Here is a 12192-nt window from a genome sequence, read left to right as displayed (position 1 = left end):
ACTCGCGTGAATTTGTCGGCTTTATTACGATTTAGTGACGAGATATTGACGATTTTTTAACTGGAGAGATGACGAACCTCACATCGATAATTGTCCGCGTTTTGTACAATTTAACAAATTCGACGATTAATTGGTGTGAAATCGATATGAAACGCGTCATTAAAGTGTCACAGGCATGGATAGCCGCGTTTGCTTTAGGAATCTTGCTCACAGGGTGTGGCGGCGGTTCTGATTCTACGAATACAGGCGCAGCACTAGGAGCGAGTACTGCGGAGCCAGAAACAGGAGGTTCAATAGGTGAGCCGATTGAGAGGTCAGCAGTTCTGAGCTGGAGTGCCCCTGAGAGCCGGGTAAATGGTGAGGGGATTAGAATGGGTGAGCTGGATAAGTACATTATCCACTACGGCCAGAATGCTGATGATCTGGATCGCAAAGTTGTCGTTCGCGGCGCTAAGGAAAATGCGAATATGACGCATAAGGTGAGTGGTCTTGATACTGGCACTTGGTATTTCACAATCCAAGTTCAGGACAGTGGTGGCTTAATCAGTGCTCCCTCAACTTCTGTCTACAAGCAAATAAAATCTTGAAGATTGTTATGGCGACCATCTGAGGTAGCAGTGCTTGCTCGTTTACACCATCGGATCCGTAATCGGGAGCTTCAGAGTAAAAGATGAGCCTTCACCGGGGTTTGAAACCACAGAAATCTCACCTCGGTGCTTCTCGACAACCGTTTTGACAAACGACAGCCCCAACCCAGTACCGTGAATACCCGCAAGCTCGCTACTTTTCTGGCGTCTATATCGGTCGAATAGGTAGGGCAGCTCCTCTGGGTCTATACCAAGCCCGTCGTCTGCAATCGTCAGGCATGCCTGATGCCCTGCTCGAAACACCTGAAGGCTCACCGCTGAACCTTTAGGGCTGTACTGTACGGCGTTAGTCAGCAAGTTGATGACCGCTCGCTCAAGCAGTTCTGCATTGCCTTTTAACCACAAGTCTTCCGTACCTTGCAGCTGTAATGGAATGCGCTTCTCCAATGCCTGCTCGCTCACGCTGTCGCGGGCATTTTCAACAATGGCTAGGAATTCGCACTCATAAAAACGGGTCTCTGTGAGCTGTTCGGCGCGCGCCAGCTGAACAAACTCCTCAGCCAGATGGTAGCTTCGCCGTGCTAGGCGCCCCAGTTGCTCCAACTGGCTTTGACCGATATGTGTGGGGTCGCGCTTCAGCTGTTCGATAAGCGCCAGTTGTGACACCAAGGGTGAGCGGACATCGTGAGAAATAAAGTCGATTGCTTCCCGGTGCTGACGCTGCTGTTCCCGCAGCTCGGAAATGTCAGAAATGTTGGCAATAATGCCGTATTGCGAGCTGTCAGGGAGGGCAAAGGGTGCGAAATGAATGAGAAAATCCTTGTCCTTTATTTTCAAATCCACTGTCCGGCTTTGCAGCAGGGTGAGTGTTTCTGAAACCGTTTCATGCCATGGCGGGGTTTCGCGCGGATCGTGACCTTCCAGAAGGCGGGTCAGCGGAAGCCCGCCTAAGCTGGGCATGGGCTCTCCGAACCATTCTTCAATATGGCCGTTGGCAAAACGGATGATGCCTAATTCGTCGGTTACGATGATGCCGTCCGGCATACGCTCAAAACTGCGGCGGATAAATTCATGAATGTGGTTGAGGCGCTCGGTGGCTACTTTAACGCGCTCAATGCGCGCCGAAATGTTATCGCTTGGCCTGAGTTTTTTTGTCGCGGGTGCCGTTTTGGAAAGCGTTAGTCGGCGCAGGTAGCGCTGAATAGCTTCCCGGCTGAGATCGTTGGGCAGGGTGAAGCCCAGTGTGTAGCAGGCGCTGCCACGGTGTATCTGAACCCAGCTCTGGTTGCCCTCATGTCGCCATACCCCCGGCTCTAGGTTGTCTGGAACCTCGGTTAAGCCCAGGTTTCGGGTGGAGATAATGTCGTTGCCTTCGGCCAATAACCAGCCTTGCGGCTGAAACAGCGCCTGAAAATGCTCAAGAAGTTGTGTTGGCGGGCGCTTTGCCGGCTCTGGCAGTGCCACTCTTGGGCTGCGAACCAGCTCATCCAGTTGTCGATTGAGAAACTGGTTGGTCATGGTCAAGCGTAGGCCACTGGCGATTGGGAACGCCAATAGGGGAATGATGAGCGCGTGGGCAACAGGAAGCCATATCCGGAACGCGGCCAGCATAACGACGCTAAGGCCGAGGATCACGGCGCCGGCCGTAATACATGTGATTAGCGTGCGGGCGGGGCGTATGCGAGGCAACAGAATGGCTAGCGCCAGCAGTGTGATAGCAGCGAGGGCCATGTTAGCCCATTTAGGAGCCCGGCTGATCAGGAGCCCCTGTTGCTCCGCAGAAAGAGTATTTGCGTGGAATTCCACCCCGGACATCGGCTGGCTAAGGCCAGAGAACGCCGTTGGCAGACTGTCCCCCAGCCCGGCAGCAGTCGCTCCTACAAAAACGGTTTTGCCACCAAATACATCCGGTGCCGGGGGCGTGTTAAGTACATCGCTGTAGGAGTAGGTGGGCAGTGTGCCTGCGCCCCCAGTAAGCGGAATAATCCGGTAGTCGTCGCGCACATTCACAAATGAGGGTAACCCCTGTGTATCGGGTTGCCGGGGGCTGGTGCCAGAGGCTGCAAGCGCGAGGCTGGGCCACAGCTGGCGGGCCATGCCGTTAAACAGGTAAAGCCCTCTGGCGATGCCATCGTGGTCCAGCTCAACGTGTGCGTGGCCAAGGCCGGCGGCTGCACTGACTAATTCGCTTGAAGGCAGTTGTTCGCTGAGCAGTATGCGGGAACTGGAGGGCGACAGGTGTAGTGGCAGGATAACCCTGCCATGGGTCTGCATGGCACGTTTAAGCACAGCATCGTCGGGAGACGGTTCTGTGAACAGTACGTCGAATACGATGGTTTCTGCGCCGGCCTGATGCAGTTTTTTGATTAGAGCGGCGTGAGTTCGCCGTGGCCACGGCCAGCGGCCTTGCTGGGAAAGGCTGAGGTCGTCAATGGCGACGATTGCTATGTTGGTGGATGCGGGGGCAGGGCTGGCGAGCATGGCTGAGTCTAGAAGCCAGTAATCAATACGCTGGGGCAGTGCCGTGGTTTCGGCAAGTAAGAATAAGAATAGGAGTGCCAGCCCGAGTGTCCATGGAGTTGTTTTTATTGGCAGCCAATCCCGATTCATGAGTCCTGCTGTGCGTCAGTTGTTCGATGTTAGTCCAGGTACAATTCCCTCCCTGGTCCCCAGCGGCTTTGTAATGGGCCGTCAGAAAGCGCTTTCAGGCGCACAAAATACCGTCTTCCGGGAATAAGACGCAAGGCCGCTGTGGTTTCTGGCAGCGTAGCTTCCTTAATAATCTTGTTAAAACTTGGCTCTTCCGCCAGTTGCATACGGTAATTGGCAGCCGTATCCACCTTTTCCCAAAACACGCGAACCTGGCTGTCTATGTAGTTGATACTGATAATCCGCACCGGCGGCAGTGTTCCGTTTACGATCAGTTTGCGTGGCTGTGTTGTGGCTACAGAATTGCCTCCAGCTTCTGTCACCACGCGCCAGTAATACTGGCCGGGGCTCAGGGGGCGAGAAGGCAGAGCGGTTGTGCCCGGTGCCCATTCGCTGGTCGCGACCAGGCTACGGAAAGCTTCATCTTCGGCAATTTCGACTCGGGCCACTTCATTTTTACCGTTGAGAGCCCAGCGGAACTCTGGCATGTCGTCATTTACGCTGCCGCCGTTTTCCGGTGCCAAAAGGTTGGCTGTGCGGGCCTGTAAATCAACCTGTATGGGCAGTACGCCGGGCATTCCCGCCATGCCATATTGGTCAAGAGCTGCCAAGTGAATCTCATACTCACCGTTATCCAGGCGGCTGATATCGAAGCGGTTGCCGCTGATTTCACGGCTCTCAACCCAGCGCCCGCTTTCTGTTGCAAAGACATCCAAGCGGTAGTTCGTTGCCGGCTTTTGTTTCCAGGTCATCTCTGCCGGGAGCTGAGTGAGCACTCTAGGGAGCGGATTAATCACGGGTGCCGGCGGCATCTTGCGTATGTTCAGCTTGTTTCTACTACCGTTATTACTCGCAACCGTTGCGCTGTAGCCGGCAGGAATTCGTTGGGTCTGGTTCGGCGCTCCAAAATCAACCACGCCTTCGGTTACCTGCAAATGTGTGCCTTGCGGCCCGGTTTTTAGCGAAAATGCGGTGCCGCGAACGGCGGCAACGGCAGAAGGGGTTTCAATTTCAAAACGGGCACCGCCTTCAATCACTGGCTTAACTCGGGTGTGGACTTCCCCTCGGTTCAGTCTCAGCCGCGTGTCTACCATGCCGGACTTGCCGTACTGGGTCAGGCGATTAAATATCAGCCGGGAATCTGGGGAAAGGCGGACTTCTGAACCGTCAGCCAAGGTAATGGTTGCAGCGCCCGCGCCTGAAAGGACTTCATCGCCCACTCGTATCAGGGCATCTTTTATCAGAGGTTTTTTTCGGCCATCGATACTGGATATCAGTTGAACGCTGCCAGAAACCGAGGTGACGCGAGCAGGGTTAGGCTGTCTCTTCAGCCATGACAGAGGAATGCGAATGCGGTCGCCTTCTCCGAGTATGGCGGAATTTTCGATAGAGTTGTGTTGAAGCAGTCGACCGGCGCTATGGCTTTTAACCAGAAGATCGTTGGCGACTTCTGCAAAACTCTCGCCGGGTTTTAGGGTGTAAATCCACTCAGGAACGGCGTTGCCGGTGGAGCTTGCCACCGCTGTCGCCGAGCCGTGAGTAATAGAAAGTTCAGCGCACACAGGCGTGCCCAGCGCCAAAAGAGTCAGCACCAAGAATGCTTTGGTGAGAAAGCGCATGGGGTGTTCACTCATTATACGTGTGTACTTCCCGGTCTGCTGTTTGGGTTTCTGTTATCTCGTCGCTTGTGGCTTGGGCCTTCATGGCTTCTAAGCGATATCCGCGCTGGTAAATTGTTTTGATACGGAAGCCGTTTTCCGGGTTTAGGCCCAGTCGACGCCGTAGGCGGCTCATGTGCGTGTCTACGGTTCGGGTATTGATGTCCTTTGTCAGCCCCCATACCCGCTCCAGAAGTACTTCCCGAGTGAGCAAACGGCCCTGGTTCTGAAACAGGAACAGGGCCAGGTCGAAGTCTTTGTCGGTTAACGCAAGTTCTTCACCGTGGAGGAAAACGGTTCTATGCTGGGTGTTGACCTCAAAAGGACCGTATTTTAGGTCTTCTTTTTCATTGTCTGGATTGGCGCGACGCGCTAGAGCGTTGATGCGAGCGACCAGTTCTGCGGCGCCCGCGGGTTTTGCTAGAAAGTCGTCTGCGCCCGCATCCAGGGCCTCAACGATATCGGCTTCACTGTCGCGCTGGGTGAGAAATACCACGGGAATGGGCCAGTTAATCTGCGCTCTTACGCTTTTCAGGACATCAATGCCGGTCATGTCAGGAATCTGCCAATCAAGAATCATCAGGTCGTAACTGCGGTGTAGCGCCGCGCTGAGAAAGCTCTGACCGGTAGCGAAGCTGTCGCAGTGGTGTCCGCGCTCAGACAGAATGGACTGTATGTGCTGCGCCTGTTCCTGTTGGTCTTCAAGCAGCGCGATGCGCATTGCGCCTCTCCCAGAGTAGATGATGTCTCGTTGTGGTTCTGTTTCGCTGAACGCGATACAGGATATCCTGCTGTATCAGTCAATTATCACAAATTGCGGCTACGTATTCAGTGTCGTTATGTAGCCTTGCGTAAAGGAGTCGCAGGCTTGCCATCGTCGTCATCTAATGTTTGTCGGCAGGCGGGGAAATTACTGCAGCCCCAAAACCAGCCTTTTTTGCCTTTTCTGCGCACCAGAGGCGAGAAACAGTGGGGACAGGGAATGGGCTTTTGCCCGGTACCATCCTGCGGTGTCGCATCCTCAATTTGGCGTGTGCCGCGGCAATCCGGGTAACGGATGCAGGCAAAAAAGCGGCCGAATTTACCGTCCCTCTCAGTCATTGGAGAACGACATTTCGGGCAGTTGGGCGCGGTGCTTAGCGACTTGGCATTAGGTGCGGCAGCAGAGGGCTCGATGAAGCCACGAATTTCCGCTTTCAGTGTTTCTAGGAACTTACGGGGATCGTCTTCGCCCCTGCGGATGCCGTCTAGAGTGGCTTCCCATACAGCGGTTCTGTCTGGCTTGCTGACAGATTCAGGTAGCGCATTAATCAGCACCTTACCTTTGTCGGTGGCTCGGATATGCTTGCTGTCTCGGTATAGATAGTCCCGCTTGAACAGGGTGTCGATAATGTTCGCACGGGTAGCTTCTGTGCCAAGACCGTCGGTCTCTCGCAGGGTTTTTCTCAGCTCAGGGTCCGTTACAAATCGGGCAATGTTGGTCATTGCCGATAGCAGCGTGGCATCGTTGAAGTGCTGGGGAGGCTTGGTTTTGCGCTCGCCTATGCTGCTGTCTTCACAGAAAATAGGTTCGCCTTTATCTAGGCGTGGTAATGGGGCCTTCTCCGCCTCTTTGCGGCCGTCCCGAAGTTTCAGTTCCAGCGCTTTCCAGCCGGGTGTGAGTACCGCAGTTTCCGTTGCGCGGAACCGGTGATCCGATACCCGCACGGTAATCCGGCCTTCGCGATGTATGGCGTCCGCCGAAAACTGCATTAAATAATAGCGGCTTATCAGGCCGTAGATTCGTTGTTCCGCTTCACTGAGTTTGCCATTGGCTACCGCGCGGCTGGTCGGAATGATGGCATGGTGCGCATCTACCTTCTTGTCGTTCCAAACAGCGGTTTTGCGGTTAAAATCGGCTTTGCTACAAGCCTCGCTTAAGTCTGGGACGACCCGGCCAATCGCGCCTGTAACCTGCTCCCGCTGGTCATAATGCCCTTCGGGCAAGTAGCGACAATCTGAGCGTGGGTAGGTGATGAGCTGATGGCGCTCGTACAAATTTTGCGCGGTATCCAGTACGTCTTTTGCGCCCATGCGGAATAGGCGGCCGGCTTCTATCTGCAAGGCAGAGAGCGAAAACGGCAAAGGCGGTGCTTCGGGTCTATCCCGAAAACGGGATTCCATTACCGTACCCGGCCGGCTGTGAACGCTGCCTGCAATTTGCTCGGCTGTTTCGCGATCCAGCAGGCGGCTTTCTTCGTCTAAATGCTCGTGAAACTGTTCGTCTGGGAGCCACTTGGCCGTGAAAGTCTGTTGGTCGGCTTCTTCTTCCTGTGCCTTGAAGCGTGCTTCTATGCGGAAGTACGGCTTAGGATCGAAGTTTTCGATGGTGTTGTCGCGCTCCACCACCAGCCCTAGTACTGGCGTTTGTACACGGCCGACAGAATAGACGCCCTGTTGCCCTTGCTGCTGGTAGTTCAGCGTATAAAAGCGGGTGAGGTTAATGCCATAAAGCCAGTCGGCCCGCTGCCGTGCGAGCGCAGAATGGGAAAGCCTGCGAAATTCCAGGTTGTCTCTGGGCTGTTGTATGGCTTTGGCAACGGCGGCCGGGGTCAGGTCGTTTATGAGTACCCTTTTTACCGGCGCCTCGGTACCGAAATACCGTATCACTTCATCAACCAGCAACTGACCTTCTCTGTCTGGGTCGCCGGCGTGAATAATGGTGTGTGCTTGCCGAATCAGCGATTCCAGCGCGTTGAGCTGCTGGCGCACGCTGTCTTTGGGGGTGACCTGCCATGTGTCGGGGAACATGGGGAGGTCGTGCTTGCGCCAGCTTTTCCAAGCCGGGTTGTAGCTGGCGGGTTCGGCCGGTTCCAGCAGGTGGCCTATGCACCAGCTTACGGTGGCGGCTTCACTGCCTTCGCCGCAGCGGATCCAGCCCTGGCCTTTCTGGTAGGGGCCGGGGAGGGCGGCGGCAATGGCGCGGCCAAGGCTGGGTTTTTCGGCAATGTACAGAAGCATGATTGGGCTTGGTTTTATCTGGGGTGAAGTGGGTTGGGAATGTGGCTGTTTGGCAGTGGGGTGTCAAGGTTCGGGTGGCTTGTCTCTTGTAGTAGACTGTTTATCTTTATTAAGGCGGATATGGGAGTTAGTTAGCGATGAAAATCCAGAACACGCTCGAAACCAAGCTGAATGAGGCGTTTGATGCCAGCATTCTTCAGGTGGAAAACGAAAGCCATAAGCACAGCGTGCCGCCAAATTCAGAGACGCATTTTAAGGTGACGATGGTGTCGCCGGCGTTTGAGGGGCAAATGAAGGTTAAGCGGCATCAGGCTATCTATAAAGTGCTTGCGAAAGAGTTAGAAATGGTCGGTGGCGTGCATGCGCTGGCGTTGCATCTATACTCACCAGAGGAGTGGGAGGCATCTGGGCAGGTTGCGCCGGCGTCGCCGAATTGTATGGGCGGTTCCAAGGCCGATCCGCAGCAAGCGGTTTCAGGCGTTCAAAATCAGAATGGAGGGGATTCATGAGCCAGTTCTTTCAAATTCATCCTGAAAACCCGCAACTGCGGTTGGTTAAACAGGCGGTCGACATCCTTAGAAAAGGCGGTGTTGTGGTGTATCCCACCGATTCGGGCTATGCCATTGGCTGCCACCTGGGAGAAAAACAGGCACAGGACCGAATCAAGCGCATACGTAAACTGGATGACAAGCACAACTTTACGCTGATGTGTCGGGATCTGTCTGATATCGGGGTGTATGCCAAGGTGGATAACACTCAGTACCGGCTTTTGAAAACGTTCACACCTGGGGCGTATACGTTCATTCTGGATGCGACCAATGAAGTGCCACGGCGCTTGCTGAACCCTAAACGTCGCACGATTGGCGTACGGGTTCCCGATAACGCGATTGTTCAGGCGCTTCTGGGCGAGCTTGGCGAGCCTATTATGAGCAGTACACTGATTTTACCCGGCGAGTCCGACCCCATGACAGATCCCTACGATATCCGGGATACGCTGGAGCATGAGTTGGATCTGATTATTGATGGTGGTTTTTGCGGAATGGAGCCCACCACGGTGGTTAACTTTACCGGCGAGGTGCCAGTGGTCACCCGCGTTGGCAAGGGCGACCCGACACCGTTTGAAGTGTAATGCTCAGGCGCGAGTGTTCAGGTTGAAGGCGTAAGCATCTCGATTTCCCGCTGCTTCAAACGGGCTGGTCGGGGCCGAACGGCGCAGGGTGTCGTAACGGTTTACGAGATCCTGCAAGCCGTTGAACTGCTGGTTCTCACTGATCAGAGTGTCCAGCAGTGAATTGTTCACGCCGTAGGCCTGATTAAGCTTCAAAGCGTTATCCATGAAGTGCAGTGTCGGCTCGTTTACGCTCAGCCGGCTGAACGCATCCGTAAAGTTCTTGTTCAGGTTTAGGTCATTCTCTATGCGGGTGCGGGTTTCTTCTGCCAGCTTTCCGCCTACTTCAATTTTGCCGCCATCATCTTTATTCACACTTACAGCGGTGGCCGGGTTCAGGTTGTATTCGGCAAGTTTGTGCCGCAGCGTCTCCCTTATGAAGGCAAGATCCTGCCCTACCGTTTGTTTGTAATCCGACAGTGGTAACTTCTGCGATTTCAGTCGGCCGGCATCACTCAGTGAGTCTCCTGAGGGAGTGAAGCGGTCATCGCCGGGGCTTGCCGGTCTTACTGCCTCTGCGCCGCCAGCACCTTTGGCCTTTTGTTCTTCCGCCCCGCTTGTGGCCGGGCGATTCTCCAGGGTTTGTTGAAAGCGAGTGCTTGCCTGAATAAGAGATGTCAGCAGTGACATGGCTTATGTTCCTCCACCGGCTCGCAAACGCGCGCCAGAAAATGATCGTCTGTCACATGTGGTATGCATGTTCCGGGCCAGTCGGTAAAAGCGCGTGATTCTGATCTGAATCAGTAAATATTTGATGCATATCTATAAAGTTACCCGCCACTTTGCCGTAAACAACAGTGAAGTTTTGAAAGCGCCGGGTTAATCCTCGCGCTCTGATACGTCCTTCGGATTGGTTCTTTGACCAGGTTGCTATGAAAAAACACTATTCCATCCGTTTTCTGCTACTCGCTGCTCTGGCAGCCGCGTTTTCACTCATTCTGGTTTTTACCGTGCTTTACAGCGCTAATGCCCAGCGCGATCACATGGAGGAGTTCAGCCACAAGTATGTGGATGGCCTTGCCAAGTCCTATTTTGATGGGCTGAATACCATGATGGTGACCGGCACGATTAATAACCGTGATGTGCTTCGGGACAAGGTGATGGCTCCGAAGGATGTGCTGGATGTAAGAGTAGTGCGCAGCGACCAGTTGAACCGGATGTTTGGCAAGGGAACGCAAACGGAACAAAAGCGAGGCCCGGACGATAGAAAGGCCTTGGCGGGCGAAAGGATTGAGCGTTATTCAAGCAACGATGACGGGCGCGTATATACGCTGATTGAGCCTGTTATTGCGCGGGAAGACTACCAGGGCGTGAACTGCCTGGGATGTCATCAGGCACAGGAAGGCGATGTGCTGGGAGCAATTCGTGTGGACTACTCCCTGGCAGAGAGTGATGACGGATTGCGTCAGCAATTATTTGCCAGTGGCGGTATTCAAATCGCGATCTTTATAACGGTATTTTTTCTGACTGCGCTGGCTTTGAATCGATTGGTTTTCTCCAGATTGCGCCGGCTTCAGAGAAGTATGGATGAGATTTCTGGAAACTCCGATCTCACCATTGAATTGGACGTTTCCCGTAACGACGAAATCGGTTCCGTATCCCTAGCGTTCAATCGCATGATGGCAAAAATCCGCGAAAGTATGCACACGGTTATGGATAACGCCGAGCAGGTGGAGAAGGCAGCCCGTAGCATTGCAGCAAAAGCCGAAACCACTGGCCGCGAAGTGATGGCGCAGAAGGACAATACCGATCAAGTTGCCAGCGCTACAACGGAAATGGCCGCATCGGCTGTCCAGGTGCGCGAAAACGCCAACCACACGACCCGCAAGTCGGCAGAAACTGCCGAATCAGCCAATAGCGGCGAGCGCTTGGCGCGCACCGCGGTGGAAGGTATTGAGGCCTTGAATACCGAAGTGCAGGGTGGTGCCAAGCGAATCGAAGATCTGAACCAGCGCACCAGCCAGATGGCAAACATGGTGGAAGAAATCTCCAACATTGCCGAGCAGACTAACCTGCTGGCGCTGAACGCAGCCATTGAGGCTGCCAGAGCCGGGGAGCAGGGGCGTGGCTTCTCTGTAGTCGCGGATGAAGTTCGCGCGTTGGCATCGCGCACTCAGGTGTCCACAGAAGAAATCCGCAAAACCATAAGCGGTCTTAAAAACGAAGTGGTTGATTGTGTGGCTACCATGCGCCATGCATCGGACATGGCCGGCCACCAGGTAGAGGCCATTTTGAAAGTAGAATCCGAATTGCAGAGTATTGCCTCCGCTGTTCGTGAAATTACATCCCTGAACCAAGAGATGGAAAGCGCGGCGAATGAGCAGAGCGATGTGTCAGAGGCTATTAATCAGAACGTGATCGAGATCAGCCGTTCGGCAGAGCAGGCGTCAACGGATGCCCAGGAAACAGCGGGTATTGCGGGTGACTTGCTTGTGATGGCAGAAGCGCTCAGAAAAACCATTGAGCAGTTTCAACTGACCAGAAAGGATCGCTGACGGGGTGGTCTTTGCAGGCCACCCCGTAGCCGTTACCCGACGATCAGCCCTGACGGGTAACGTTAATGATCTTAAGATGGATATTGGCGCGGCCACGGATCGGCCATTCGATGGACTCTCCTACCGAAAGCCCAAGCAGGGCCGAGCCCGCTGGCGCTAAAATAGAAATCTTGCCATCTCCGGTACCCACCTCATGGGGATACACCAGGGTCAGTTCGTGCTCCTTGCCGCTATCCGTATTCTGAAAGCGCACACTCGAATTCATCGTTACTACGTGGGCAGGCATTTCTGCAAGCGGCACAAGCGTAGCCCGGCTTAGCTCATTCTCTAGACCGTCTGCAACATCAGAATCACCCTGTTTTTCAATCAGGGTAGACAAACGATTAAAATCTTCTTCAGCAACCAATATTGCCGGCATGTCAGCCATAGTAATCTCCAGAAAAAATAATTAATAACTCAGGATTTCAGGGTTCAAGCGCCGAACCCGGCGTTTCAAAAGCGGATTCAGCGAGAAAAGAGAAAAGCGGGCAACACACCGGCAGTGCCTGCCTGGCGGCGGGCACTTAAATGATAGAAAGGAATGGTCTCTGAGAAAAGCGTTCTCACAGGCTCACCTAGTGTGTTGTTTGGATAAA

At 54.1% G+C, this 12192-nt stretch carries 10 protein-coding genes; 4 read left to right on the top strand and 6 right to left on the bottom strand.

Features of this window, described 5'->3' with window-relative positions; all coding sequences use genetic code 11:
* Positions 1–68 precede the first annotated feature (68 nt).
* A complete protein-coding gene (locus CPH80_RS22380) occupies positions 69–587 on the top strand; it encodes a hypothetical protein (protein ID WP_227520413.1) in 519 nt (172 codons plus the stop codon).
* A gap of 42 nt (positions 588–629) precedes the next feature.
* On the opposite strand, the gene CPH80_RS08435 is transcribed toward CPH80_RS22380, so the two are convergent.
* The 4 genes from CPH80_RS08435 to CPH80_RS08420 all read right to left on the bottom strand — a co-directional run bounded on the left by CPH80_RS08435 (position 630) and on the right by CPH80_RS08420 (position 7894).
* Positions 630–3197 (bottom strand): CHASE2 domain-containing protein, encoded by a 2568-nt coding sequence (locus CPH80_RS08435; RefSeq protein WP_096276880.1) that lies wholly within the window; start codon positions 3195–3197, stop codon positions 630–632.
* 29 nt (positions 3198–3226) lie between these two features.
* The gene (locus tag CPH80_RS08430; RefSeq protein ID WP_096276878.1) at positions 3227–4870 is read right to left on the bottom strand and encodes a FecR domain-containing protein; all 1644 of its coding nucleotides are present in this window, start codon (positions 4868–4870) and stop codon (positions 3227–3229) included.
* Complete coding sequence (locus tag CPH80_RS08425) at positions 4863–5615, bottom strand: response regulator transcription factor (protein ID WP_096276877.1); 753 nt, start codon at positions 5613–5615, stop codon at positions 4863–4865. The genes CPH80_RS08430 and CPH80_RS08425 overlap by 8 nt, the downstream gene beginning before the upstream one ends.
* Positions 5616–5731: 116 nt before the next feature.
* Positions 5732–7894, bottom strand: coding sequence for a DNA topoisomerase 3 (locus tag CPH80_RS08420; RefSeq protein WP_096276875.1), 2163 nt, complete (start codon positions 7892–7894; stop codon positions 5732–5734).
* Between the two features lie 137 nt (positions 7895–8031).
* Between CPH80_RS08420 and CPH80_RS08415 the strand changes: the two genes are divergently transcribed.
* Both CPH80_RS08415 and CPH80_RS08410 read left to right on the top strand, forming a co-directional pair.
* Positions 8032–8403, top strand: a complete 372-nt coding sequence (locus CPH80_RS08415; protein WP_096276873.1) for a BolA family protein — start codon at positions 8032–8034, stop codon at positions 8401–8403.
* Entirely contained in the window at positions 8400–9023 is a 624-nt protein-coding gene (locus CPH80_RS08410) for an L-threonylcarbamoyladenylate synthase (protein ID WP_096276871.1), read from the top strand. The genes CPH80_RS08415 and CPH80_RS08410 overlap by 4 nt, the downstream gene beginning before the upstream one ends.
* Before the next feature lie 3 nt (positions 9024–9026).
* Here CPH80_RS08410 and CPH80_RS08405 read toward each other — a convergent pair whose 3' ends face one another.
* Complete coding sequence (locus CPH80_RS08405; protein ID WP_096276870.1) at positions 9027–9692, bottom strand: hypothetical protein; 666 nt, start codon at positions 9690–9692, stop codon at positions 9027–9029.
* Between the two features lie 242 nt (positions 9693–9934).
* Between CPH80_RS08405 and CPH80_RS08400 the strand changes: the two genes are divergently transcribed.
* Positions 9935–11557 (top strand): methyl-accepting chemotaxis protein, encoded by a 1623-nt coding sequence (locus CPH80_RS08400; protein WP_096276868.1) that lies wholly within the window; start codon positions 9935–9937, stop codon positions 11555–11557.
* 43 nt (positions 11558–11600) lie between these two features.
* On the opposite strand, the gene rnk is transcribed toward CPH80_RS08400, so the two are convergent.
* Positions 11601–11984: a nucleoside diphosphate kinase regulator gene (rnk, locus tag CPH80_RS08395; RefSeq protein ID WP_096276866.1), complete on the bottom strand. Its 384-nt coding sequence runs from the start codon at positions 11982–11984 to the stop codon at positions 11601–11603.
* Positions 11985–12192 lie beyond the last annotated feature (208 nt).

Source organism: Marinobacter sp. LV10R510-11A (genome assembly GCF_900215155.1).
Lineage (GTDB): Bacteria > Pseudomonadota > Gammaproteobacteria > Pseudomonadales > Oleiphilaceae > Marinobacter.
This window is presented reverse-complemented; position numbering and strand designations above follow the sequence as displayed.